Source organism: Rhodococcus ruitaii, from assembly GCF_055230935.1.
In genome coordinates this window covers 55,238-81,005 of sequence record NZ_JBUYWC010000010.1, presented here as the reverse complement: position 1 = coordinate 81,005, position 25,768 = coordinate 55,238, and the positions used below count along the sequence as shown (strand labels likewise).

The 25,768-nt window shown below is 66.8% G+C and carries 23 protein-coding genes; 7 read left to right on the top strand and 16 right to left on the bottom strand.

Going from position 1 to position 25,768, the window contains the following annotated elements; genetic code table 11:
• Positions 1-49: 49 nt before the first annotated feature.
• Positions 50-688: a TetR/AcrR family transcriptional regulator gene (locus ACZI8W_RS14515; RefSeq protein WP_463369198.1), complete on the bottom strand. Its 639-nt coding sequence runs from the start codon at positions 686-688 to the stop codon at positions 50-52.
• Positions 689-891: 203 nt separating this feature from the next.
• Between ACZI8W_RS14515 and ACZI8W_RS14510 the strand changes: the two genes are divergently transcribed.
• The 3 genes from ACZI8W_RS14510 (at position 892) to ACZI8W_RS14500 (ending at position 4,292) form a co-directional block, all read left to right on the top strand.
• Positions 892-2,259, top strand: a complete 1,368-nt coding sequence (locus tag ACZI8W_RS14510; protein WP_463369197.1) for a flavin-containing monooxygenase — start codon at positions 892-894, stop codon at positions 2,257-2,259.
• A gap of 28 nt (positions 2,260-2,287) precedes the next feature.
• A complete protein-coding gene (locus ACZI8W_RS14505; RefSeq protein WP_463369196.1) occupies positions 2,288-3,427 on the top strand; it encodes a serine hydrolase domain-containing protein in 1,140 nt (379 codons plus the stop codon).
• 82 nt (positions 3,428-3,509) lie between these two features.
• A complete protein-coding gene (locus tag ACZI8W_RS14500; protein ID WP_463369195.1) occupies positions 3,510-4,292 on the top strand; it encodes an SDR family NAD(P)-dependent oxidoreductase in 783 nt (260 codons plus the stop codon).
• 38 nt (positions 4,293-4,330) lie between these two features.
• Here ACZI8W_RS14500 and smc read toward each other — a convergent pair whose 3' ends face one another.
• Positions 4,331-7,942, bottom strand: coding sequence for a chromosome segregation protein SMC (gene smc, locus ACZI8W_RS14495; RefSeq protein ID WP_463369194.1), 3,612 nt, complete (start codon positions 7,940-7,942; stop codon positions 4,331-4,333).
• 355 nt (positions 7,943-8,297) lie between these two features.
• On the opposite strand from smc, the gene ACZI8W_RS14490 reads away from it, so the two are divergent.
• Complete coding sequence (locus ACZI8W_RS14490) at positions 8,298-8,900, top strand: hypothetical protein (RefSeq protein ID WP_463369193.1); 603 nt, start codon at positions 8,298-8,300, stop codon at positions 8,898-8,900.
• A gap of 90 nt (positions 8,901-8,990) precedes the next feature.
• Here ACZI8W_RS14490 and ACZI8W_RS14485 read toward each other — a convergent pair whose 3' ends face one another.
• From ACZI8W_RS14485 to ACZI8W_RS14475, 3 genes are all read right to left on the bottom strand, one after another.
• Positions 8,991-9,287 (bottom strand): acylphosphatase, encoded by a 297-nt coding sequence (locus ACZI8W_RS14485; RefSeq protein WP_463369192.1) that lies wholly within the window; start codon positions 9,285-9,287, stop codon positions 8,991-8,993.
• Positions 9,288-9,296: 9 nt separating this feature from the next.
• On the bottom strand, positions 9,297-10,223 hold the full coding sequence (locus ACZI8W_RS14480; protein ID WP_463369191.1) for an SMP-30/gluconolactonase/LRE family protein: 927 nt from the start codon (positions 10,221-10,223) through the stop codon (positions 9,297-9,299).
• A gap of 128 nt (positions 10,224-10,351) precedes the next feature.
• Positions 10,352-10,789, bottom strand: coding sequence for an OsmC family protein (locus ACZI8W_RS14475; protein WP_463369190.1), 438 nt, complete (start codon positions 10,787-10,789; stop codon positions 10,352-10,354).
• 824 nt (positions 10,790-11,613) lie between these two features.
• Here ACZI8W_RS14475 and ACZI8W_RS14470 point away from each other — a divergent pair.
• Both ACZI8W_RS14470 and ACZI8W_RS14465 read left to right on the top strand, forming a co-directional pair.
• Entirely contained in the window at positions 11,614-11,865 is a 252-nt protein-coding gene (locus ACZI8W_RS14470) for a type II toxin-antitoxin system prevent-host-death family antitoxin (RefSeq protein WP_463369189.1), read from the top strand.
• On the top strand, positions 11,862-12,272 hold the full coding sequence (locus ACZI8W_RS14465; RefSeq protein WP_463369188.1) for a type II toxin-antitoxin system VapC family toxin: 411 nt from the start codon (positions 11,862-11,864) through the stop codon (positions 12,270-12,272). The genes ACZI8W_RS14470 and ACZI8W_RS14465 overlap by 4 nt, the downstream gene beginning before the upstream one ends.
• A gap of 163 nt (positions 12,273-12,435) precedes the next feature.
• Here ACZI8W_RS14465 and ACZI8W_RS14460 read toward each other — a convergent pair whose 3' ends face one another.
• The 11 genes from ACZI8W_RS14460 to ACZI8W_RS14410 form a co-directional block, all read right to left on the bottom strand.
• On the bottom strand, positions 12,436-12,966 hold the full coding sequence (locus tag ACZI8W_RS14460; protein ID WP_463369187.1) for a glyoxalase superfamily protein: 531 nt from the start codon (positions 12,964-12,966) through the stop codon (positions 12,436-12,438).
• A gap of 266 nt (positions 12,967-13,232) precedes the next feature.
• Entirely contained in the window at positions 13,233-14,117 is an 885-nt protein-coding gene (gene mutM / locus ACZI8W_RS14455) for a bifunctional DNA-formamidopyrimidine glycosylase/DNA-(apurinic or apyrimidinic site) lyase (protein ID WP_463369186.1), read from the bottom strand.
• Between the two features lie 7 nt (positions 14,118-14,124).
• Positions 14,125-14,889: a ribonuclease III gene (gene rnc, locus ACZI8W_RS14450; RefSeq protein WP_463369185.1), complete on the bottom strand. Its 765-nt coding sequence runs from the start codon at positions 14,887-14,889 to the stop codon at positions 14,125-14,127.
• 11 nt (positions 14,890-14,900) lie between these two features.
• Positions 14,901-15,083, bottom strand: coding sequence for a 50S ribosomal protein L32 (gene rpmF, locus ACZI8W_RS14445; RefSeq protein WP_006551208.1), 183 nt, complete (start codon positions 15,081-15,083; stop codon positions 14,901-14,903).
• A gap of 2 nt (positions 15,084-15,085) precedes the next feature.
• Entirely contained in the window at positions 15,086-15,610 is a 525-nt protein-coding gene (locus ACZI8W_RS14440) for a YceD family protein (protein WP_463369356.1), read from the bottom strand.
• A 184-nt stretch (positions 15,611-15,794) separates the two neighbouring features.
• The gene (locus ACZI8W_RS14435; RefSeq protein WP_463369184.1) at positions 15,795-16,553 is read right to left on the bottom strand and encodes a DivIVA domain-containing protein; all 759 of its coding nucleotides are present in this window, start codon (positions 16,551-16,553) and stop codon (positions 15,795-15,797) included.
• Between the two features lie 127 nt (positions 16,554-16,680).
• Entirely contained in the window at positions 16,681-17,172 is a 492-nt protein-coding gene (coaD, locus tag ACZI8W_RS14430; protein ID WP_463369183.1) for a pantetheine-phosphate adenylyltransferase, read from the bottom strand.
• Positions 17,169-17,735: a 16S rRNA (guanine(966)-N(2))-methyltransferase RsmD gene (gene rsmD / locus ACZI8W_RS14425; protein WP_463369182.1), complete on the bottom strand. Its 567-nt coding sequence runs from the start codon at positions 17,733-17,735 to the stop codon at positions 17,169-17,171. Before rsmD ends, coaD begins: the two co-directional genes overlap by 4 nt.
• Positions 17,732-21,133: a pyruvate carboxylase gene (locus ACZI8W_RS14420; protein ID WP_463369181.1), complete on the bottom strand. Its 3,402-nt coding sequence runs from the start codon at positions 21,131-21,133 to the stop codon at positions 17,732-17,734. Before ACZI8W_RS14420 ends, rsmD begins: the two co-directional genes overlap by 4 nt.
• Before the next feature lie 168 nt (positions 21,134-21,301).
• The gene (gene recG / locus ACZI8W_RS14415; protein ID WP_463369180.1) at positions 21,302-23,608 is read right to left on the bottom strand and encodes an ATP-dependent DNA helicase RecG; all 2,307 of its coding nucleotides are present in this window, start codon (positions 23,606-23,608) and stop codon (positions 21,302-21,304) included.
• 44 nt (positions 23,609-23,652) lie between these two features.
• Positions 23,653-25,332 (bottom strand): DAK2 domain-containing protein, encoded by a 1,680-nt coding sequence (locus tag ACZI8W_RS14410; RefSeq protein ID WP_463369179.1) that lies wholly within the window; start codon positions 25,330-25,332, stop codon positions 23,653-23,655.
• A 192-nt stretch (positions 25,333-25,524) separates the two neighbouring features.
• Here ACZI8W_RS14410 and rpmB point away from each other — a divergent pair, with 192 nt between their 5' ends.
• Entirely contained in the window at positions 25,525-25,716 is a 192-nt protein-coding gene (rpmB, locus tag ACZI8W_RS14405; RefSeq protein ID WP_006551201.1) for a 50S ribosomal protein L28, read from the top strand.
• The last annotated feature ends 52 nt before the right edge of the window (positions 25,717-25,768 follow it).

The following is a 25,768-nucleotide window of genomic DNA, read 5'->3' as shown; positions in this document are numbered from 1 at the left end:
TCTTCTCAGGCCGCATCGCGAATCCCGATCAGGGCGCGACCACCGATGGTCAGCGCGGCGGCTCGGGTGCGGACAGCGCCGGAAACCAGATGTCCGCCAGGACGTCTGCGGCCTGCTCGGCGCTGACGTCGATCGTGCCCTGAATCGCCCAGCGGATGAAGAACCGTTCGATGTGAGTGAGCAGGAGCTCGATGCGAAGGCGGGCCTCACTCTGCCGGTCCTCGGGCCAGCGCCCGAGGTAGGTGGGCATCTCGTTCGGGAGTGCGAGGAGTCCTTCGCGTGTGATCGCGCGGATGTCGGGTTCGAGGACGGCTGCTTCGTCCCATGCCTGCAGCATTCCCTTGTGCTGCTGGAACCAGCCGATGGCGCGGTTGATCCAGTCGGTGAACTCGGCACGTGAAAGTGTCGCGAGCACGCTATCGAGGTCTCGGTAGACGGTCGACGGGTTCGGCGCCATGTCCTCGTCGGTCAGCGCGCGCAACACGTCGACCTTGGTCGGGAAGTGCAGGTAGAACGTCGCCCGGCTGCATCCGACGTCGGTGGCGATGTCGTCGACGGTGACCGCCGCGTATCCGCGAGAACCGAATTGGGTGCGTGCGGACTCGACGAGTCGAGCCCGGGTGGCTCGCTTCTGCTCGTCCCGCAAGGTGCCGTTCCGTTTGCGGGGCTTGCCTACCGTCTCCGCCATGTCAGCAGGTTACCTTCCGCCTGTAACCAATCGATGCGTCATTCACTAGACATTCGTCGTTTCACTTGACAGTGTGTCATCTAACATTATCCTATGGCACAGATCACATGTCCCACACGCCGCAACAACCCCCTGCTCCTGCCTTCCCCGAATCGACGGACACGGGCACGAGTTCCCCGCCACTCGCAGAGAGACGAATCCACGTGGACCACACCACCCTGCCCCGCGTCTGCATCATCGGCGCAGGCCCCTCCGGAATCACCACGGCAAAGCGCCTGAAGGAATACGGCATTCCGTACGACTGCTTCGAAGCCTCCGACGAGGTCGGCGGCACCTGGTACTACAAGAACCCCAACGGGATGTCCGCCTGCTATCAGAGCTTGCACATCGACACGTCCAAGTGGCGTCTCGCGTTCGAGGACTACCCGGTTCCCGCCGACTGGCCGGACTTTCCGCACCACTCGCTGCTGTTCCAGTACTTCAAGGACTACGTCGACCATTTCGGGCTGCGGGACACCATCACGTTCGACACCTCCGTCGACCATGCCGAGCGGGCCACAGATGGACTGTGGACCGTGACGCTGTCCACCGGTGAGACCCGCACCTACGACGCACTGATCGTGTGCAACGGGCACCACTGGGACCCGAGCACCCCGGACTATCCGGGGCAGTTCGACGGCACGCTGATGCACAGCCACGAGTACAACGACCCGTTCGATCCGATCGACATGCGTGGCAAGAACGTCGTGGTCGTCGGCATGGGCAACTCAGGCCTCGACATCGCGTCCGAACTCTCGCAGCGTTTCCTCGCCAAGACGCTGACCGTGTCCGCCCGCCGCGGAGTCTGGGTGCTGCCGAAGTACCTCAAGGGCAAGGCCGGCGACAAGATGTCGATGCCGGCCTGGATGCCCCGTTCGCTGGGCCTGGCGCTTCAACGCCGCTTCCTGAACAAGAACATCGGCACGATGGAGGGCTACGGCCTGCCCACGCCCGACCACAAGCCGTTCGAGGCGCACCCGTCCGCGAGCGGCGAGTTCCTCGGCAAGGCGGGCTCGGGCGACATCGCGTTCAAGCCGGCCATCGCGGCGCTGGAAGGCACGCAAGTCCGGTTCACCGACGGCAGCGTCCTCGACGTCGACGTGATCATCTGCGCGACCGGCTACCACATCAGCTTCCCGTTCTTCACCGATCCGAACCTGTTGCCCGACAGCACGAACCGGTTCCCGCTGTTCAAGCGGATGATGAAGCCCGGTATCGACAACCTCTTCTTCATGGGTCTCGCGCAGCCGATGCCGACCCTGGTGAACTTCGCCGAGCAGCAGAGCAAGCTCGTCGCGGCCTACCTCTCGGGGAAGTACCTTCCCCCGTCACCGAGCGAGATGCAGACCGTCATCGCCGACGACGAGAAGTACTACCTCGGCCATTTCTACGCTTCGCCGCGGCACACCATCCAGTGCGAATTCGATCCCTATGTCCGCAATCTGAAGAAGGAACTCGACAACGGCGGCAAACGTGCCCGCGGCGCGCAGCACGCACTGCCCGTCCCCGCCCGTGCCCTGCAGAACGCCTGATCCACGGAACGCCGGAGGAGACCATTCGATGACACAGACACACGGATCCTGCGCAGAGGGCTTCGAGCCGGTTCGCGAGGCACTCGGACAGCAGCTCGCCGCCGGGGAGGAACTCGGGGCGTCGATCTGCATGACGATCGACGGCGAAACCGTCGTCGACATCTGGGGCGGACACACCGACACCGAACGGACCTCCGAGTGGGATCGGGACACCATCGTGAACGTCTTCTCGATCACGAAGACGATGACAGCCCTGTCCGCACTGCTCCTCGTCGACCGCGGACAGTTGGACCTCGACGAGAAGGTCGCGTACTACTGGCCGGAATTCGGCTCGAACGGCAAGGGGGACATCGAGGTTCGGCATCTGCTCGCGCACACGTCCGGGGTCTCGGGCTGGGAACGCCCGATCGGACTCGCCGACATCTACGACCACGAGGCCGCGGCGGCCAGGCTCGCCTCACAGTCACCGTGGTGGGAGCCGGGCACCGCGTCCGGGTATCACGCCCTCACCTACGGCCACCTCATCGGTGAGGTGATCCGCCGGGTCGACGGCCGCAGCCTGGGCCGGTTCTTCGCCGAGGAGTTGGCACGGCCGCTGGGCGCCGACTTCCACATCGGCACGGACCCCGCACATTTCGATCGGATCGCTCCGCTCGTGCCGCCACCGGTGCTGGAATTCGACCTAGCCACCCTCGACCAGGACAGCATCCTCGTCAAGACGGTCACCTCCCCGCTGCTCGACTACCAGCGCACCGCCGACCCGCAGTGGCGGCAAGCCGAGATCGGTGCGGCCAACGGACACGGCAACGCCCGATCCATCGCCCGACTGCAGTCGATCGTCTCCGGCAGCGGCGTGGTGGACGGAAGGACCTGGTTGTCACCGGACACCGTCGACGCGATCTTCCGGGAGCAGGCCGACGGGGTCGACCTGGCGATTCTGACGCCGCTGCGGTTCGGGATCGGCTACGGGCTGCCGCACGCACAGACCGCACCTGCCGTCCCGGACGGCAAGGTGTGCTGGTGGGCCGGGATCGGCGGCTCGTTCGTCGTCAACGACCTCGACCGCGGGATCACGTTCGCGTACGCGATGAACAAGATGGGTCCCGGGCTGATCGGATCCGACCGCGCCGATGCCTACCTGCGCGTCGCATTCGGGGCGGTGATGTAATGGTCCGCACCGACGACGCTGCGGCGACCACGTCGACCCCATTCGTCATCCCTTCACCCCCTGACCAATTGGAGCTATCCAGATGAGCGAAGACAGATTTGCAGGCCGGACCGCGGTGGTCACCGGCGCAGCTTCCGGTATCGGCGCGGCGATCACGCGGCGACTGCTGACCGAGGGCGCGAACGTCGTCGGTCTCGACATCACCAAGGATGCCCTCGAGGAGATGGCCTCGGAGGTCGGCGACACCTTCCTCGCCGCACCCACCGACGTGACCGTCGAGTCCGAGGTCGCGGCCGCACTCGACTCCGCGTCCGAGAAGTTCGGCCGAATCGACGTCGCCTTCAACGTCGCGGGCTCCGCCCGCATCGGTGCGGTCGTCGACCTCGACGAGGCCGACTGGGACTTCACCATCGACCTGGTGCAGAAGGGTGTCTTCCTGTGCACCAAGCACGAGGCCCGGCACATCCGGGCGGGTGGGCGAGGCGGCGCGATCGTGAACGTGTCGTCGTTCAACGCCGTCGTGCCCCAGCCGGGTGGCAGCGCGTACTCGACGGGCAAGGCCGGTGTGCTCATGTTCAGCAGGACGGCCGCGCTCGAACTCGCACCCGACCGGATCCGGGTCAACACGGTGCTCCCCGGCCTGGTCGAGACCCCGCTGATCGCACCGGTCCTCGCGTACGAACCGGCACGCGCGATGTTCCTCGAGCACATCCCGACGGCACGCCCCGCGACGCCCGAAGAGATCGCCGGACCGTGCCTGTATCTCGCGAGCGACGACGCGAGCTACGTCACCGGCGCAAGTCTCCTGGTCGACGGCGGTTGGGACCTGACCGGCTTCCCCAATCTGGCACGCCTCGCCGAGTGACCACCTCAGGGCGGGTCTTCCAGGACGGGAGGCCCGCCCTACTCGGCGACCGGAACCGGGGCGGCAACGTTCTGACCGCGCAGCCGCTGCGAGATCACCTGAGTGATTCCGTCGCCGCGCATGCTGACGCCGTAGAGCGCGTCGGCAATCTCCATCGTCGGTTTCTGGTGGGTGATCACGATCAACTGCGACTTTTCCCGCAACTGTTCGAACAGACCGATCAGGCGCCGTAGGTTCGTGTCGTCGAGGGCCGCCTCGACCTCGTCCATCACGTAGAAGGGTGACGGCCTGGCCCGGAAGATCGCCACGAGCATCGCGACTGCTGTCAGTGATTTCTCGCCACCGGACAGCAGCGACAACCGCTTGACCTTCTTACCGGGGGGCCTGGCCTCCACCTCGATACCCGTGGTGAGCATGTCTTTCGGGTCGGTGAGCACGAGCCGGCCTTCACCACCGGGAAACAACTTCGCGAACACCTGCTCGAACTCGCGCTCGACGTCGGCGTATGCCTCGGTGAATACCTGGAGGATCCGCGCGTCGACCTCCTCGACGACGGCCAGCAGATCCTTGCGGGCGTTCTTGACGTCCTCGAGTTGCGTCGAGAGAAAGTTGTACCGCTCTTCGAGGGCAGCGAACTCCTCGAGCGCGAGCGGATTGACCTTGCCGAGCGTCGAGAGATCCTTCTGTGCGCGCTTGGCGCGGCGCTCCTGGGTCGCGCGATCGTACGGCTGAGGCTGCGGGGCCACCACCTGTTCGCCGCGCTCGCGTGCCTGTTCGTACTCGGCGATCTCGAGGTCGGTCGGCGGGAGTGGTACATCGGGGCCGTATTCGGCGACGAGGTCGTCGAGCGCGATGCCGAACTGCTCGAGAATCGTCTGCTCGAGCTGTTCGATCCGCAGCGCAGCCTGCGCCCGTGCCACTTCGTCTCGGTGCACGGCGTCGGTGAGCTGGTCGCGCTGGGTGGAGAACTCGCGGACGAGCCCCCTGGCCCGGTCGAGTTGCTCGGCGCATTCGGTGCGGCGGCGGGTGAGTTCTTCGCGGTGCGTGTGCGCGGCAGCAACCGTGGTCTCGAGTTCGCTGGTCACGCGGGCACCGGCCGCCGCGACCGCCGCGGCCACTGCGGCTGCCCGCCGACGGATGGCACGAGCGCGCTCAGCACGGGCCCGGGTTTCGCGTTCGGCCTGTGCCGCGCGGCGTAGCGAGTCGGCTTTACCGCGCAGCGACTCGGCGCGTTCCTCCGCGGTGCGCGCGGCAAGTCTGGCCTCCACCTCGACGGCGCGCACCTCGGCGAGAGCTGCCGCGGCCATCTCCCGCTCGGCGGCGGTCGATTCGGTGCCGGCACCGTCCCCGCTACCGTCCTGCTCGTCCTCCGCCAGCCGCAACCGCTCCTCGAGTTCGACGAGCGTGTCCCGGGCCGCGTCGCGTCCGTTCTCCGCTGCCGTGCGCTGCGTGACGAGCCGTTCGGATTCGGCATGGGCGTTGCGAGCAGCCTGACCGAGACGCCCGAGTTGTTCGTAGACCGCCGACATCGCCGCGTCGGATTCGTTGAGCGCCGCGAGCGCTTGTTCGACGTGCTCGGCACGCGCCTTCTGTTCCTCTGCGGCACCCGTCAGCGCTGCGGCCAGTTCTTCCGAGCGGTGTTCCGCGGCCTCGAGCCCCTCGCGCGAGGAATCGATCGCCGCCTGGATCTCGAGTGTGCTCGGCGCCCGGTCGGAGCCTCCGACGACCCATCCGGAGCCGGTGAGATCGCCGCGGCGGGTGACCGCCCGCAGATCCGGTCGCTGCGAGCACACCCTTGCGGCCGCTGTGAGGTCGTCGACCACCACGATTCCGGCGAGGACAGCGCCGAGACCCCCGCGCAGATCGTCGGGGCATTGGACCACGTCGCGCACCCACCGGGCGTCGGCGGGCAGCGACCCGGATTCGGCGGGCGCGTCCGCCCCGAGCGCGAGGAACGCGACGCGGCCCTGGTCGGCGTCGGCGAGCGCGGTGGCCAGCGAGTTCGCCGCAGCCACCGACGTCACGGCCAGCGCATCGGAGGCGGGTCCGAGTGCAGCAGCGACTGCCGCCTCGAAACCGGGTTCGACGCGAAGCCGATCTGCGAGCGGACCCAGCACACCGGAGTCCGCGTGGTGTTCGAGCAGCCACGCGGCGCCGTCCTTGCGCTCCAGTCCCATCGACAGCGCGTCGATGCGCGCTCCGAGCGACGCGACCTCCTTACCGGCGGCGCGTTCGGCGTTCTGGAGTTCTTCGACTCGTTCGTCGGCGATGCGTGCGGCCTCGACAGCCCGCTCGTGCTGAGCATCGGCATCGATCTCTCCCGCGTCGAGATCATCGATGCGGCCCTGTGCGGTTTCGAACTCGGCCTGCGCGTCGATTCCGCGGCGGCGGGCCTCTTCGATCGCCACCGTGAGGCGGGCGATCTCGCCGTCGCTGGATTCCATGCGGGTCCGGACGGTATCGACCTGGCCGGTGAGGCGAGCGAGCCCCTCGCGGCGGTCGGCGATCGCACGGACCGCCGCCAGGTGCGCCCGCTCGGCCGCTGCTGCATATTCCTCCTGCGCAGCGAGTTGTTCCTTTGCCGCGTCGAGGGCGCCGTGCGCGATCTCGACTGCCTCGATCAATTCGGCTTCGTCGGCCGCGACCCGGTCTGCGCGTGCTTCCATCTCGTCGGGGTCCTGCCCGGCGCGGGTCTCAGGTTCCGCGTCGAGGTGGCGGGCGCGTTCCTGCGCGATCCGCACCGTTGCGGACACGCGTTCGGCGAGGGCCGAGAGCCGGAACCAGATCTGGGAAGCCGCCTCAGCGCTCGGCGTGAGTTGCGCAAGTGCCTGTTCGTGGCGGGCGAGATCGGCGGTGGCCTCGTCGAACATCACGTTGATGTGGTCGAGTCGCTCGCGAAGGACTTGTTCTTGCTCGTCCTGACCCACGAACTCGGCGCGACGGGTGACGAGATCGTCGGCAGCCAGGCGTAGCCGCGCATCGCGTAGGTCTGCCTGAACGGTTTGAGCTCGGCGCGCGACCTCGGCCTGTCGCCCGAGCGGTTTGAGCTGACGTCGCAATTCGGCCGTGAGGTCGGTCAGCCGAGCGAGATTGGCCTGCATCGAGTCGAGCTTGCGGACCGCTTTCTCCTTGCGGCGGCGGTGCTTGAGCACCCCGGCGGCCTCTTCGATGAAGGATCGCCGGTCTTCCGGGCGAGACTCGAGGATCGCAGCGAGGCGCCCCTGCCCGACGATCACGTGCATTTCACGTCCGATGCCGGAGTCGGAGAGGAGTTCCTGCACATCCATCAGACGACACGAATTGCCGTTGATCTCGTACTCGCCGGCGCCGTCGCGGAACATGCGTCTGGTGACGGACACCTCCGAGTACTCGATCGGGAGTGCCCCGTCCGAGTTGTCGATCGTCAGTGTCACCTCGGCGCGACCGAGCGGCGGGCGTCCTGTGGTACCCGCGAAGATGACGTCCTGCATCTTCCCGCCGCGCAGCGCTTTGGCGCCCTGCTCTCCCATCACCCAGGTGAGAGCATCGACCACGTTGGACTTGCCCGAGCCGTTGGGTCCGACGACGCAGGTGATGCCGGGCTCGAAGCGCAGAGTCGTCGACGATGCGAAGGACTTGAAGCCCTTCAGTGTCAGACTCTTGAGATGCATGAGGAAAAACCCTACCCGGACGTCACCTCTCCACGAATCCGGTTGGTCCCCCAGCGATCGCGGCGTGCAGTACCGAGCGTTGCGCTACGCCCAACCGCGGGCCATCCATAGTGCAAAGAAGGGTACGCGATGTCACTTTCACCGAAGACCGATCCACTGTGCGCACCGGATCCGGGCTGCAGGTCACAACCACCCTAGCTGCAACACCGTCATCGGGTGGTTCCGGCTGGCCGGACACACCAACGCGCCGCAGCGCTACGACTCCATGGGCGAGATCCGCACCGGCCTGTCGATCTGCTGTTGAGCATTTGACGTGCAATTACACGACCTTGCCGGAGCCTGTAGGATCCCCGCCGTGGGGTCAGATACTGGTAGTCAGACGCCGAATCCCGATTGGCAGAAGTGGACGACTATCCTCGCCCTCGTTGTTGCGTTGGGATCAACTGTGGCAGCAGGGATCAGCGCCTTCGGGTCCCATGAATCGGCGAGCGTAGCCGCACGCACGTTGGAGTCGGACAAGGCTGAACTTGAGGCTGAAAGTATCCTCGTGGACGAAATCGCAGCCACCGGTGCAGTTCAATTTGTGCTGCGGAATCCTGGGAAGCGGCCGGTATCCGTCAACGGAATCCGGATGACGCATGCGGGTGGGGAGGCATTGGTGACGATTGTCGACCTCACCAGTCCTGTGCAGCCGAAGGAGTTCGTTGAACCCAGGTCGGATCAAGTCGGCATGGATAGTTTCCTGCCGATCCCGGTGGCATCGATCGACTTGCAGCCTGGCGGCGTTGACTTTCTCATCCTTTCAGCTGAGGTTCTGGCATACACCGCATTGGCAAATGGGTGGTGCGAGGAAGCCTCCGAGGTCAGGCTCGAGTTGATCACCGGCATCGGGTATGTCGAACTGAACCCACCGGTCGAGTTTGTCGAATTTGTCGAGGAGCGTTGCAGGACCCGGTAGTTGGTCGAGGCCCGTGCGATTCGGTAAACAACCTTGGCCGGACACTGCCGCGGGTGCTGTTCTGGATGCTCGCCCCGGCCCGGGATGAGGTCACCTCTCCACGAACCCGGTCAGGTCCCCGCGCGCCGGATCCCACGATTCGACGACGAGACGGACCTCGCCGGGGGTCTGCCCGGACCGCAACCACGCAAGGAGTTGTTCGAGTGCGGGGTGCGACCCTTCCGCGATGACGAGCACCCGCCCGTCGGGTTGGTTCGTGGCGTGCCCAACGAGCCCGAGTTCGAGTGCCCGGGCGCGGGTGAACCAGCGGAACCCGACGCCCTGCACTCGGCCGTGGACCCACGCGGTCAAGCGTTCGACGTGGCCGGACGCGGGGGTCGTGTTCATCGGAGCCTCCTATTCGGCCTGGCGGCCGGGCGCGGTGGATGCCGCGCGGACGGTGCCATCGAAGCCGGTGATGTAGATCGTGTTCGGATCCCAACCCGGCCCGGCCCCGAAGGCCACCGACGAGATCAGCGGGATCCCCTCGGCAACCCGGCAGGTCTGTCCGGTGTCGGGGTCGACCCGCAGGATCGCACCGGCCAAGTTCAGCGCGATGTACAGTGCGCCGTCCGGTCCCCGGGTCAGGTCGTCGGGCGCCTGCAGCAGTCCGGGACCAGGCAGATCGATGCTGCGGACCGGGCCGGTGAGGTCGGTGGCGTCGAGGATGTGCAGGCGGTTGACCGGCTCGAACGTGGTGACCGTGTAGACGGTGTCGCCGTCGACCTCAATGCCGTTGACTGAGCCGAGGTCGGTACGCAACACGGTGGCTGCGCTGCCGTCGCCTGCGGCGTGACTCAGGCCGACCGCACCGACGTCGCGGGAGGTGAGCAGCGAACCGTCCGGCAGCACCCCGAGACCGTTCGGCATGACGATGCCGGTTGCGACGGTGCGACGATCGCCGGTGTCGAGATCGATGGTGTCGACGGTACCGTCGGGGATGTCGCCCCAGCCGGAGATCGTGGTGTTGCCGACGTTCAGGTACGCGGTGTCGCCGTCGACGACGATGCCGCCCGGCCCGGTGACATCGTCGTCGACGGTGGTGACCGTACCGTCGGATGCGACACGGCGCAGCGCGCCGTCACCGGCCAACGAACTGTCGGAGACGAGCAGCCCGCCTCGACCGTCGAACGCGAGGTTCTCGAGGACTCCCATCCCGGATGCGACCGTGGTGACTGCGCGCGGTGCGCAGGCGGGATCGGCGACCGCCGACGGCACTGCAACCATCCCCAGAACGGTCGCGGCCACGGCTCCGACCGCAATCCTGAACGTGGTGTTCCCCATCGATCCCCCTGATAGTCGTGTCGAATTGCAGTGGAACAGACCGGACACTGTATCCCAGCACGTCGCGGTATCCCGGCACGTCGCGATCTCGACGTCTCGCTATCTCGACATCTCGCTACCCAGCCCGCTCACGCATCCGCGGTGACAGTCAGACTCACCTTCGTGCCTGCCTCGAGCGTACGACCGACGGTGCACACCTTGTCCACAGACCGCTCGACGAGCGCGATCAGGCGCTGCTGGGCTTCGGCGTCGAGTTCGGACAGATCGAGGACCATCTCCTCGTCGAGGTGCGGGTAGACCTCGTTCTCGCGATCGGCTGCGCCGGACACCTTGATGGTCGCGTCGTAGTCGTCGCCGAGACGCCGTGACAGGGGGAAGTCGGAGCTCATTCCGGAGCACGCGGCCAGGGCGATCTTCAACAGTTCGCCGGGGGTGAAGACACCATCGACGGTCTCGGAGCCGATGAGCACCTCGGCGCCGCGGGAGCTGCGGCCCGTGTAGCGGCGGGTGCCGGTGCGCTCGACCCACAGTTCGGTGGGCGTGGTCGCGGAATTCTGATCAGCCATGCCGGAAATCCTGCCATGCGCGCCCGACAGCAAGCGCAGGACGGGCCTCACACGCGACACCCTGCGCAAGATCGAGACCGGCGACCCCGGGTGAACTTCCGAAGCATCGGCCAGGTGCTCCACGTTCTCGGCGTCCTCGACCAGGTCGTCGATGCAACAGACCCGCTCAGGAGCGACATCGGCCGCCTGCGAGCGGGCAACCTGATGAAGAAGCGCACGCGACGACCACCGTCGAGATCCTCGTCGACGAGGCCGGGAGCGCGCGGCTGGTGGCCAGGCACACGTACGGCCTGAGGCCACCGTGCACCGGACGGCGGAGAAGGCCCGCAATCGAGTGCCGAAGGCCGCCGAACGCAAGGGTCCCGTTCGGGTTCCCCGTCTGGTACGCCACCTACGGCCACCATCGCGACGATCTGACCGGTCGGCACATAGCCGAGCCCTGGTACCGCGCCAAGACCGCACCCTCCTTCGAGGACATGCTTGCCAAGCTGCGCCACACCCTGATTGCCGCCCGATTCTCGGGTGTTTCCGCAGATCAACTGGATCACAACATAATCCGTGAATATCAACTGGCCTGCGCCGCAGCCGCCGCATAACTGCGAAAGGCAAGAACCCCTCAACCTGAGAAATTACATGACCGCTGACAGACGCGGGGTTCATGAAGGGTTCACGCACGATCGCCGTCCCGCATCGGTCACTTCTCGACCGGCCTCACCGTAGCAATGCAAGAAGCGTGTGAAGTATCCCGACTCCAGGCTACGGGCCGAAGCCTTGCATATACTACCTACTGTAGGCACAATATCGTGAGTCGAGAGGAGACCGTCATGAGCACTACCATCACCAGCCGTGACTTCAATCGCGACGTCTCGGCCGCAAAGCGGGCCGCCGAGCAGGGGCCGGTGACGATCACCGACCATGGACGCCCCTCGCACGTGCTGCTCACCGCCGAGGAGTTCGACCGTCTCTCGGGCAGGCAGGAACTGATGGGTGATCGCCTCTGGAAGGACCAGGACCCGAGCATCAGGCTCGAGCTGCCCGAACGCCGTGTCGAGCCCGAGCGGGAGCTCGATCTGTGAAGTACCTGCTCGACACCAACGTCCTCAGCGACGCGCGCAGGCGGGCCCATCCGGGGCTTGGCGCATGGCTGGCCGCGCAGCCGCGGGCAGCCCTGGCAATCAGTGTCGTCGCGCTGCTGGAGCTCGAGCGCGGCGTCCTGCGTCTGGAGCGCCGCGACGAGACGGCCGGTGCGCATCTTCGCGCGTGGCTGACGGCGGACGTCCCAGCAGCCTTCGCGGGTGCGATCCTTCCTGTCGATGAGAAGGTCGCGCGCCGCGCGGCCCGTCTGCACGTGCCCGACCCCATGCCCGAGATGGACGCGCTCGTCGCCGCCACGGCACTGGTGCACGGCCTGACCCTCGTCACCCGCAACACCAAGGACTTCCAGAACGCGGGCATCGACCTGCTCGACCCCTGGGGTCTGTGACCTCAGGCGCAGGGCGCTGCAGTCGACGTGCGGGTCGTGACGACGGACGGTGCGCAGGGGTGCGTCGGCGTGGTCGCCCAGCGCCTTGCCGAAACGATCGGCGAGACCGTTCGCGTGGTGAATCTCTCTGTAATCCAAGAACCCGAGGGCTCCGGCCCCCTCCTCAGCCGACGGGCTCGCAGAAGCGGAGCGTGTTGGCCCAGGGGTCGATGATCTCCATCGTCGGGCCGCCCGGCGCTCCGCGGTCGATACCGGGCCGGAGGCGCGGGTGCGGGCGGGCCGACAGCTCACTGTGGAGCGCGCGGATGCTCTGCACGGGTATCCACACGGTCGCTCCCGGCGTGCCGTCGCCGTGGTGCTCGGAGAGGTCGAGCACCGTGTCGCCGCGCCGGATGCGCGCGTAGAGCGGCATCCCGGCCTCGAAGCGGTGCTCCCACTCGACACTGAAGCCGAGATAGTCGAGGTAGAAGCCGCGCGCGAGCCGTTCATCTTGGACACGGAGCACCGGCACAGCAGGCCCCGATCTCGGCCACTCGGTATCCAGCGCTGCGGCCGCCGCGTTCCAGTCGCCGAAGCCGAACTGCTTCGCGACGAGTTCGAGCGCCTGACCGTGGCCGATGGCGACGCCAGCGGACGCTAGGCCCCTCCGGAGCGCGCGGGCTGCGGCCTTGGCGTCTGTTGTGGTGATGTCCATGAGATTCTTCGTTCCCCGATGCCGTGCGTGTTCGGTGCCCGCGTTGCCGTCCGCAGCACCGTGAGGATCACGAGAACTTCTGAACAGAGTGAGCTCGATGCGTTCACCGAACCGATCAGCGTCGGCGCGGGCGGCAGGCCCATCGAGTGCCTGCCGACAAGTCTACCCATTCAGGGTGGGTAGTGCCGTTCCGTTCGACGCTGCATCGGCCTACGCCGCAGGTTTGATGAGCCCCAGATCCCTCGGGTCGGCGTCCCGCACGCTGTTCACGCGCCGGTCGACGACATGCTGCCAGATCGTTGCGGCCGCCGCTGGCAGCGCGGACACCTGTGGCTCGAGCGATTCGACCACGGTTCGCGCACGATCGGCGAGCCGCAACGCGGACAGGGTTTGCCCTGCTGCCCGTAAACATTGAGCGAGTGCGAGAAGTAGCCGGACCCGCCGTTGACGTTCACGTACAGCGCATCGAACGACGTGCCGCCCTGCTCGAGCGCTTCGTCCATCACATCGTGGGCGGCAGCGAGCACCGCGCGCAGTTTCGGGCCGCTCAGCGTGTCGGTTGGCCGACTGCCATGGATCTGCGCATACCACAGCGCTTCGTCGGCGTAGATGTTTCCGATGCCGGAGACGACGGTCTGGTCGAGCAGTGCACGTTTGATCTCGGTGTGCTTGCCGCGCAGCGCCTTCACCACCGCGGCCGGATCGAACCGCGGGTCCATCGGATCCCGCGCGATGTGTGCGACGGGCAGCGGGACTTGATCACCGTCGACCTCCACGAGCGGCGCGAGCGCCCATCCCCCGAACGTCCGCTGGTCGACGAACCGCAGCTCTGCCCCGGTGTCGAGCACGGTACGGATGCGCAGATGCTTCTCGTCCGGAACCGCAGGCGGCTGCACCAGCATCTGACCGCTCATCCCCAGATGCACGACAACCGCGAGATCGGTCGGCTCGAGGACGAGCCAGAGGTATTTTCCGCGGCGCTCGACGGCGGAGACGGTCTGCCCGGTCAGCTGCAGAGCGAGATCACGCGGGCCCGGTTCGTGGCGCCGCGCTGCCCGCGGGTGAAGGACCTCGACGGAGTCCAGGGTGGCACCCAGGACGTGGGCGTGCAGTCCACGACGGACCACCTCGACCTCGGGAAGTTCGGGCACAGCAGGGTCAGTTCGTCCCGGTCGAGGTATCGGTATTCTCGTCGGCCTCGCCCGACAACCGCTGCCACGCGGTGGAGGCGGCCTTCTGCTCGGCTTCCTTCTTCGTCCGACCGACGCCGACACCGTAGGGTTTTCCTGCCACGAGAGCAGTGGCGGTGAATTCTTTGTCGTGGTCGGGTCCGGTCGCGGTGATCTCGTAGACGGGCACACCGGCCCCGCGTTCGGCGGTGAGTTCCTGCAGGCTCGTCTTCCAGTCCAGTCCGGCGCCCAGACGCGGGCCGCGGTCGAGCAGTTCGGCGAACAGCCGCAGGACCACCTCGCGGGCGACGTCGATGCCATGCTGCAGGTGGACGGCTCCGAGCAACGACTCCATACCGTCGGCGAGGATGCTCGCCTTGTCGCGCCCGCCGGTCATTTCTTCGCCCTTGCCGAGCAAGAGGTGTACGCCCAGTCCGCCATCACCGAGCCCACGCGCCACTTCGGCGAGCGCATGCATGTTGACCACACTCGCGCGAATCTTCGCGAGTTCGCCCTCGGGCTTGTCCGGGTGGGTCAGATACAGGTGTTCCGTCACGGACAGACCCAGCACGGCGTCGCCGAGGAACTCGAGCCGTTCGTTGGTCGGCAATCCACCCTTCTCGTACGCGTACGAGCGATGAGTCAACGCCAGGATCAGCAGGTCAGGGGCCACCGAGACACCGAGGGCGGCGAGGAGAGATTCGTGTTCTCCCTCGCCGCCCTCGGATGCGGTATCGATCGACTTGGTCGTCACGTGTGTACCGATCAGACGGGCGCGGTCACCTGACGGCCGTTGTAGGTGCCACACGACGGGCACGCCACATGCGGCAGCTTCTTCTCACCGCAGCCACGGTTCGGGCAGGTGACGAGCGTGGGCGCAGTGGTGTTCCACTGGCTGCGCCGCGACCGGGTGTTGGAACGCGACATTCTGCGCTTGGGGACGGCCACGTCTACTTCTCCTCGTTGTTCTTGCTGTCGGATGCACTGCTGGATTCTTCGGAGCCTGCGCCGAACGCGGCTGCCAACCCAGCCCAGCGAGGATCCAGTATTTCATGTCCATGCCCTGATTCCGCAATCGCCAGGCGAATGCCGCATTCCGAGCACAGTCCCGCGCAGTCGTCGGTGCACAACGGACGTAACGGAAGTTCCAATCCGACCGCGTCGACAATCGCAGGCTCGAGATCGATCAGATCGTCCTCGATCCGAAAGACTTCGTCGTCCTGCGTGGTCTGATCGGTCACACTGTTCGGGTAGGCGAACAGTTCGGTGAGGTACAAGCTCACCTCGCCCGTGAACGGCTCGAGGCATCGAGAGCATTCACCGACGGTGTCGGCACGAACTGTACCGGTCACCAGAACACCCTCCGACACCGACTCCAACCGAAGGTCGAGGTCGATCTCGCTACCTTCACTGATCGCGATCATTTCGAGTCCGATGCGCGACGGAGACGGGACGCGCCGCGCCACCGTACGCATCGACCCGGGACGACGCCCCAGCGAGAGCGTATCCAGCACGAGACCGGCTTCCCGTTCGGGACGCCGCGCACCGGAGCGGTGGGTAGACACGTCGATCTCACTTTCTGATAGAAGACAGAGCGAATTCACTGGGCAACCGCTCTATGGTACGCGATAACCGTGCATCCGACGAAAAACCGAGTGATCAGCGTCGCCAGGCTGCCCGATGGTCCGCCTCGGCGTAGTCCGGCCGCCCCGACGTCCTCAGTTGCTGACGACCACGACCGACGGAGCGCAGCGTGGTGTCGAGCACTTCCTCGAACTCGGCAAGCTTGCTGTCCACGTACTCGTCGCATTCGGTGCGCAGTCGGTCGGATTCGGCGTGCGCACCGTCGATGACGCGCGCCGACTCCGCGTGCGCGGACTGCACGACCTCGGTCTGGGACACGAGTCGTGCCTGCTCGGTCTCACCCTCGGCGACGGACCTGTCATACGAGGCCTTGCCGGCCTCGATCATGCGATCCGCCTCGGACCTGGCACGTCCGGTGACCGCCTCGTACTGACGGTTGCCGTCGACGACGAGGGCGTCTGCCTGCGCCTGCGCATCGGCAACCAGCTCGTCGGCGTGCGCACGTGCCTCCGCGACCATGCGATCGGCCTGTGCTTTCGCATCGAACAGCATGCGGTCGGCGTCGGCTCGGGCGTCCTCGACCAGCGTGCGTGCCTCGTCGTCGGCATCGCCGACCGTCTTGTCCGCCAGGGCCCGCGCGTCGCCGATCAGCTTGTCGCGGTGGTCGAGAACATCCTGCGCGTCGTCCAGTTCGGCGGGAAGAGCGTCCCTCACATCGTCGAGAAGCTCGAGCACATCACCGCGCGGAACCACGCAGCTCGCCGTCATGGGAACACTTCGTGCCTCTTCGGTGATCGCGACAAGTTCGTCGAGTGCCTCGAATACCCGGTACACGCCAACCCCAATCCTGATCGTCGACCCGGCCGGTGCGACCGCGCCGTCTCCAGTCTGCCGCAGCGTCGGCTCCGGCTCCGGTCCACGCGCCGGTGTGTCGGATCACGGTTCGGTGGTGTGAACGGAGTTACTTTCCGGCTGCTCGCTCGGCGAGACGCGCGAGAAGTCGCTTGTGCACGGCCTCCGGAAGCATGTCGGAGACGTCGCCGCCATAGGTGGCAACCTCTTTGACGAGCGAACTCGACAGGTAGCTGTACATCGGGTTGGTGGCGACGAACAGGGTGTCCACGCCGGTGAGCTTGTGGTTCATCTGCGCCATCTGCAGCTCGTAATCGAAGTCGTTGGCGCCGCGTAGTCCCTTGACGATCGCGGAGATCCCGTTGGCGGTCGCGTAGTCGACCAGCAGCCCCTGCCACGAATCGACGCGCACGTTGCCGAGATGCGAGGTGGCCTCGGCGAGCATCTCGAGACGTTCGGGCACCGTGAACATGCCCTGCTTGTTGGGGTTGATCACGATGGTGACCACGACCTCGTCGAATTGCACCGCGGTACGGGCGATGACGTCGAGGTGTCCGTTGGTGACCGGGTCGAAGGATCCTGGGCATACCGCGCGGCTCATGAGTCAGCACCGTAACAGGCTGCGATCTCCACCCGCGTCTCACCGTACTTCCGGACCCGACCGACGTCGAACACGGTGGGCCACGCGGTTTCCGGCGCGCGGGTGGAGCGTTCGAGCACGACGATCGCGCCTTCGCCCACCCAGCCGTGGTCCACCAGCGCGGTGAGCGCTTCCGACACCGCGTCCTCGGCGATCGCGTACGGAGGATCCACGAAGACCACGTCGTACTCGCGATCCGCACCCGCCGCAAGGACGGCAGCGACCGGCGCAGACCGCACCACCGCGCCGGGCAGACCCACGGTGGTGATGTTGTCGCGGATGACCGCGGACGCTCGGGCGTCCGATTCGACGAGCATCACGTGCGACGCCCCGCGCGACAATGCTTCGAGACCGAGCGCGCCGGACCCCGCGTAGAGGTCCAGCACGACAGTCCCGTCGAGATCCATCCGAGCATCGAGCGAACTGAACAGCGCCTCGCGCACCCGCTCGGATGTCGGTCGAGTACCGCGGGGCGGCACCTTCAGGCGCCGCCCCCCGGCCCGACCGGCGACAATTCGTGTCACTCGGCGCTTGCTTCCGTCGACACCACCACGAGCAGATCCCCGCCTTCGACCTGCTGAACCGGACCGGCAGCGATACGGGTGATCAGCCCGCCACGCGGCGCGGTGATCGCCGCCTCCATCTTCATCGCCTCGATGGTGGCCACCGTGTCGCCGGCGGCGACCTTGTCACCTTCGGACACGATGAGGGTGACCGTGCCCGCGAACGGAGCCGCGACATGCCCCGGATCGTTGCGGTCCGCCTTCTCCGCGGCCGGCACCTCACTGGCGATCGACCGGTCGCGCACCGACACCGGACGCAGCTGACCGTTGAGCAGGCACATCACCGTGCGGAACCCTCGCTCGTCCGCATCGGAGATCGCTTCGAGTCCGATGAGCAACTCGACACCCTTGTCGAGCCGGACCCGGTGCTCTTCGCCACTCCGCAATCCGTAGAAGAACTGGTTCGCCGAGAGTTCGGTGGTGTTGCCGTACCGCTCGCGGTGCTGCTCGAACTCGCGGGCCGGACCAGCGAACAGCAGCCGGTTGAGGGTGGTACGCCGTTCGAGGGACGACCCCGCCAGGCCCTTCTCCTCCTCATCGGTCAGCGGCGTCACGGGCTTCGGATCTTTGCGTCCGGACAGCGCCTTGGACCGGAACGGCTCCGGCCAGCCACCGGCCGGGGTACCGAGGTCGCCGCGCAGGAACCCGATGACCGAATCCGGGATGTCGAACTTTCCGGGCTCGGCCGCGAAGTCATCGACCGACACACCCGCACCGACCAGATGCAGAGCGAGATCGCCGACCACCTTCGACGACGGCGTCACCTTGATCAACCGACCCAGCAAACGGTCCGCGCCGGCATACGCGGCCTCGACGTCCTCGAACCGGTCGCCCAGGCCGAGGGCGATGGCCTGCTGACGCAGGTTCGACAGCTGCCCGCCCGGAATCTCGTGCGTGTAGACACGACCGGTCGGCGCAGGCAGACCCGACTCGAACGGCGCGTACACCTTGCGCAGCGCCTCCCAGTACGGCTCGAGATCGCACACTGCTTGCAGATCGAGACCGGTGTCGAATTCGCTGTGCGCCGCCGCGGCGACGATCGCCGACAGGGCCGGCTGGCTCGTCGTACCGGCCAGCGCCGCCGACGCACCGTCGACCGCGTCGGCTCCCGCGTGCCACGCGGCCACGTAGGTTGCGAGCTGACCACCCGGGGTGTCGTGCGTGTGCACGTGCACCGGCAGATCGAAGTTCTTACGCAGCGCCGTGACCAGGGTGGCCGCGGCGGGCGCCCGGAGCAGACCTGCCATGTCCTTGATCGCGATGATGTGCGCGCCGGCATCGACGATCTGCTCGGCCAGCTTCAGGTAGTAGTCGAGCGTGTAGAGCGTCTCGTTCGGGTTCGACAGGTCGCCCGTGTACGACAGGGCCACTTCGGCGAGCGTGGTGCCCGTCTCGCGCACCGCGTCGATCGCCGGGCGCATCTGGTCGACGTTGTTGAGCGCGTCGAAGATACGGAAGATGTCGATGCCCGTGTCGGCGGCTTCCTGCACGAACGCGCGTGTCACGGCTTCCGGGTACGGGGTGTATCCGACGGTGTTGCGGCCACGCAGCAGCATCTGCAGGTTGATGTTGGGGATCGCCTCACGCAGCGCCGCGAGCCGCTCCCACGGGTCCTCGTGCAGGAACCGCAACGCGACGTCGTAGGTGGCGCCTCCCCACGCCTCGATCGACAGCAGTTCCGGTGTCATGCGAGCGACGTGACCGGCCACCGTGAGCAGATCCTTGCTGCGCACACGGGTCGCGAGCAGCGATTGGTGCGCGTCGCGGAACGTCGTGTCGGTGACGCCGACGCCCTTCTGTTCGCGCAGCGCCCGCGCGAAGCCGTCGGGGCCGAGTTCGAGCAGGCGCTGCCGCGACCCGGGTGCCGGGGGCGCCGACAGGTCGATCGCGGGGAGCTTGTCGTGCGGGTACACCGTCGCGATCCGCTCGCCGTGCGGTTTGTTGACCGTGACGTCGGCGAGGTACTCGAGGATCTTCGTGCCGCGGTCGGCCGAGCGTCGCAGCGTCAGCAGGTGCGGGCGCTCCTCGATGAACGAGGTCGTCACACGGCCCGCCCGGAAGTCCTCGTCGTCGAGCACGGCCTGTAGGAACGGGATGTTCGTCGACACACCACGGATGCGGAATTCGGTGACTGCGCGCCGGGCGCGGGCGACGGCCGCCTCGAGGTCGCGGCCACGGCAGGTGAGCTTGACCAGCATGGAGTCGAAGTGGGCCGAGATCTCCGCGCCGACCGAGGTGCCACCGTCGAGGCGGATGCCCGCGCCACCGGGGGTGCGGTAGCCGGTGATCCGGCCGGTGTCGGGGCGGAAACCGTTCGCCGGGTCCTCGGTGGTGATCCGGCACTGCAGCGCCGCACCGTGGATGCGGATGGTGTCCTGGCTCAGGCCCAGGTCGGACAGGCTCTCCCCCGAGGCGATCCGCAATTGTGCCTGCACCAGGTCCACATCGGTGATCTCTTCGGTCACGGTGTGCTCGACCTGGATGCGCGGGTTCATCTCGATGAACACGTGCTTACCGCGCTCGTCGAGGAGGAACTCGACCGTTCCCGCGCACTCGTAGCCGATCTGCTGGGCGAACGCGACGGCGTCTGCACAGATCCGGTCACGGAGTTCCGGGTCCAGATTCGGAGCCGGCGCCAGCTCGATGACCTTCTGATGCCGGCGCTGCACCGAGCAGTCCCGTTCGTACAGGTGGACGATGTTGCCGTGCTTGTCGGCCAGGATCTGCACCTCGATGTGCCGGGGGTTGACCACGGCCTGCTCGAGAAACACCGTGGGATCACCGAAGGCCGCGTCGGCCTCGCGGGACGCTGCCTCGATGGATTCGCGTAGTTGCGCAGGCTCGGCGACACGGCGCATACCGCGTCCACCGCCACCGGCAACGGCCTTGACGAACACCGGGAACGTCATCGTCTCCGACGCCGCGACGAGCGCATCGACGTCGGCAGAGGGCTCCGACGACGCCAGCACCGGCAGCCCGGCCGCCTTCGCGGCGGCGATCGCGCGCGCCTTGTTGCCGGTCAGCTCCAGGATCTCGGTCGACGGACCGACGAAGGTGATGCCCGCACGGTCGCAGGCCGCGGCAAGGTCGGGGTTCTCGGACAGGAATCCGTAGCCGGGGTAGATCGCGTCGGCACCCACCGACGAGGCCGCATTCACGATCTCGTCGACCGACAGGTAGGCCCGAACGGGGTGGCCTTCTTCACCGATCTGGTAGGCCTCGTCGGCCTTCAGCCGATGTAGGGACTTGCGATCTTCGTACGGAAACACCGCGACTGTTTCTGCACCCAGTTCGTAGGCAGCACGAAACGCGCGGATGGCGATCTCGCCTCGGTTGGCGACAAGCACTTTGGAGAACATTGCACGACGGTACCGCGCCCGAACAGCAGTTCCTTGCCCGGGATTCCACATCTCGAGACGATGCCGTGGCCATCCGGGACTGTAACGATGCAGTCGTGGTGTATGAAACATGCCCGTAATCTGCGGGATTGTAGTGGCGTAACACAACGCGTGACAGCGGACCCGGAATCAGGACTTTTCCAGGTACGCGGTCTTCTTCGTGTCGAGCGCAGCATCCACCATGCTTGCGAGGCCCGGGTGTCGAGTCAGTTCCGGGTCCTGCTCCGTGATCTTGCGCGCGAACCGCTGCGCGGCGGCGATCACCTCGACGTCGTCGACGAGCGACAGCAGACGCAGGGTCGACACCGTGCCCGACTGGGCGACACCGAGCACATCACCTTCACGACGCAGCTGTAGATCGAGCTGGGCGAGTTCGAATCCGTCGGTCGTGCCGGCCACCGCCTCGAGTCTGGTCATCGTCGGGCTTCCGGGATTGGAGTCTGTGATGAGCAGGCACAAGCCCTGGTGACCTCCTCGACCCACACGACCACGAAGCTGATGCAGCTGACTGACACCGAATCGGTCGGCATCGACGATCACCATCACCGTCGCGTTCGGCACGTCGACTCCGACCTCGACGACCGTGGTGCACACCAGCACGTCGATCTGCCCCGCACCGAAGTCGCGCATCACGGCGTCCTTCTCATCGCCGGGAAGCCGCCCGTGCAGCAACCCGACCCGCAGATCGGCGAGCGGACCGGCGGTCAGTTCGTCGAACTGCTGCAGCACCGATTTCGTGTCGGGCGGCTTCTGCTTGCCTTTCCTCCCGGTGGCGGTCTCGTCGAGGAGTTCGAAGGCGGCGGGATCGAAGCCAGCGTCGTCGTCGGCGTCCCCGTCGCCGATCCGCGAGCACACCACATACGCCTGCCGTCCCTCCGCAACCTCCTCCCGAATGCGTTCCCACGCTCGATCGACCCACGTCGGATGAGTCTTCGCGGCCACCACTCGGCTGACGATCGGGGCACGCCCCCTCGGTAGCTCGCGCAGCGTCGACACCTCGAGATCCCCGAGCACTGTCATCGCAATGGTGCGCGGGATCGGCGTCGCGGTCATCACCAGTACGTGCGGGGCGGCCCCGTCACGGCCGCGGGACCGCAATTTGTCGCGTTGCTCCACACCGAATCGGTGCTGCTCGTCGATCACGACAAGTCCGAGATCGAAGAAGGTGACGTTGTCCTCGATGAGTGCGTGGGTGCCGATGACGATGCCCGCGTCGCCGTTGACCGTCTCGTTCAGCGCCTGCCGCTTCTGCGCGGTCTTCATCGAGCCGGTCACGAGCGTGATGCGGGTGGCGAGCACGTGAGCACCGAGTTCACCGGCGGCAGCGAGGTCGCCGAGCATCGCGGTGAGGGAACGCGCATGCTGGGCCGCAAGCACCTCTGTGGGGGCGAGCAGCACGCACTGATGACCGGCGTCGATCACCTGCAGCATCGCGCGCAACGCAACGATCGTCTTACCGGAACCGACCTCCCCCTGCAGCAGCCGGTTCATCGGGTGGTCCTGCGACAGGTCCGCGGAAATCTCCTCCGCGACCGTCAGCTGGCCCTCGGTCAGCTCGAACGGCAACCGGCGATCGAACTCGTCGGCGAGTGCATCTGCCCGGCGTGGACATTTCGGTGCGCTGCGCACCTCGACGTCGTGGCGCCGACGAGCCATCACCAACTGCACCGCGGCGGCCTCGTCGAACCGCAATCGTTCCCGCGCGCGGGCAACGTCGTCTTTGGAATCTGGTAGATGGATGGTCCGTAGCGCCTCGTCGAGTCCGATCAGGGAATGTTCGCTGCGCACACCGTCCGGGAGCGGGTCGTCGACGGAGTCGAGCTGATCGAGGACCTGCCGCACACACCGCATCACGGTCCACGACTCCACGTCGCGGGTGGCCGGGTACATCGGGATCAAGGCCCGGTCGAAGATCGACATGTCGATACCGTCGCTGCCCTGGGCACTGCGGGCCAACCCCGCCAACGCACCGGCTCCCCGGACGTGTACCGGAGCGGGTGCGGCGCCGCCGACCTCGGGCTCGCGGGGTTCGGGCAAGATGACGTAGCTCGGATGCGCGAGGCTCCATTTTTCGCGGAAGTACTTCACCGTGCCGGAGAACATGCCGCGCACTCCGGGCTTGATGTTGTATTTGACCTTGTGCGGGTTGAAGAAGGTGACGTCTATCTTGTGGCGGTCGGACACCAGCACCACGGCCAGCCGGGTGCCCGGCCGGCTCTTCATCCGCACCTCGTCGGCCTTCTCCACGCGGGCGATGATCGTCACGTGTTCGCCCTCAGCCGGTTGGGTGTCGCCGAGTTCGGCACCCTGAGTGGCATAGCGATGTGGGTAGTGCCGCAGCAGGTCTTCCACGGTGGTCATCTCGAACGCGTCGGACAGCTTGTCGGCGGTCTTCCGACCGAGGAGGTGATCGAGCCGGTCCGCGAGTGTCGCCACTGCCGTCCCTTCCGTTCCATGCGGTGGCCGTCCGCGGCCACCGGCTACTCGACGCCGAGCTGCAGCAGGTCGCTGCGCTGACCCCCCTGGTACACCACGACCTCGAGTTCGGGGTGGTGGTCGTCGAGGTGGTGGGTCAGTTGTTCGGCGAGCCCGTCGGGGGCGCCGTCGCCGACGAGCATCGTCACGAGCTCACCGCCCGCAGCGAGGATCTTGTCGAGCAGCGACACACCCGCTGCTACAAGATCATGCTCGATGACTACGACATCTCGACCGGCGAGCCCGAGACTGTCGCCCGGTTCGCACGTCCCGACCCAGGTCAACGCACGTTCAGTCGCGTATTGCAACGCTCCCCAGCGGGTTGCGGCCGCCGCTTCCGACATCGCGAACGCGTCGTCGACGGTCGCGCGCCCTGCGTCGTGCACCGCCAGGGACGCCAACCCCTGAACCATCGAGGAACACGGCAGGAACATCACCTCGCGCTCGCCGTCTCTGGCCTGGACACCCACTGCGACGACGTCCTGCTCGGACACCCACCCGTTGGAAAGGACGAGGACGTCCGTGCTCGGCAACGAGCGGATCGCGTCGAGGAGTTGACGGGGATCGACCGCTGTCTCCGCGGGGAGGACGGTAGCGCCCTCGGCGTCGAACAATCGTGCGGCGCCGTCACCCGAGACGATCGCGAGGACCGCACGACCGGAGGCGGACGGGGGAACACCTGCGACCCCCGAGACGTCCGGGGCACTTGTGACGCACCGCCCGGCCCGGTCTGCTTCCAGCGTGAAGCAGGTGATCGCGATGCGGCGCAGCCTGCCCGCAGCGAGTCCCGCCTCGACCGCAGCACCGGGGTCGCAGCAGTGCACGTGGACCGACCACCCCGCCGAGCCGTCTCCCACGATCGCAACCGAGTCGCCCAGTCCGTCGAGCCGGGCACGGAGCGCCGCGATCCGCGTGCGATCGGACCCGTCGACGATGTACATGACCTCGTAGTCCTGCGACTCACCGTCGCCTTCGGCGGCGCCGCGATCCGCACTCCCCGTACCGCCGGTGCCCCGGACGGGAATGCTGGTGAGGCGTAGGTGACGGTCGGGTCGCTGTCCCGACACGATTTCGACCAGGCAGTCGAGCAGGATCAGCAGGCCGAGACCACCGGCGTCGACGACTCCGGCCGCGGCAAGAACATCGAGTTGCTCCGGGGTGTCTTCGAGGGCCGTGGCCGCAGCGTCGGCCGCAGCCCCGACCGCAACCTTCAAGTATGTCGTGCCTGCCGCGGCGCGTGCTGCTCCGTCCGCAGCAGCACGCAGCACCGTGACGACAGTGCCCTCCGCGGGTGTGCTCAGTGCATCGGTCACAGCTGTGGCTGCCCGATCCAGGGCCCGAGCGAAATCACGGCCGTCGATGGTGCTCAAACCCGCTATCGAATCCGCAACACCGCGCAAACCCTGCGCAAGGATCACCCCGGAGTTACCACGCGCTCCGACGAACGCGCCGCGGGCGAGCGCCTCGGCGACCGCCCCCACCGTGACCGCCCCGTCGACAGGTCCGCCGAGTTCGTCGGCGGCGGCGCGCAACGTGGCGAGCAGGTTGGTTCCGGTGTCGCCGTCCGGGACCGGGAAGACATTGAGTGTGTTGATCTCGTGGCGGCGTTCCTCGAGAGTCGTCAGACCGAGATCGACCCACCGACGAAACACCCGGCCGTCGACACCCTCACCGACTTCGAGCACCCGATCAACCCCTTTTCCTGCGCCCTCGTGCACCCGGTGAAAGCCTAGCCGCGCCGCGTTTGCATGTCCGGTTTGGTCTTACCCAGTCCGGTTGGCTAAGCTGGTCCGGTTGCCTGACACGGGTGACGACGATTCCCGTGTCTGAAGCATGCACAGACAGAAGATATCCACTAGACACAAGGAGTTCGCGACATGGCTGCCGTCTGCGACGTATGCGCCAAGGGCCCCGGCTTCGGGAAGTCGGTCTCGCACTCGCACCGGCGTACCAACCGTCGCTGGAACCCGAACATCCAGAGCGTGCGCGCTCAGGTTGCACCGGGCAACACCCGCAAGATGAACGTGTGCACCTCTTGCCTGAAGGCAGGAAAGGTTGTTCGCGGCTGATCCGGTCGAAAAGTCGATCAAGGCCCTCGGTGCGTAATGCACCGGGGGCCTT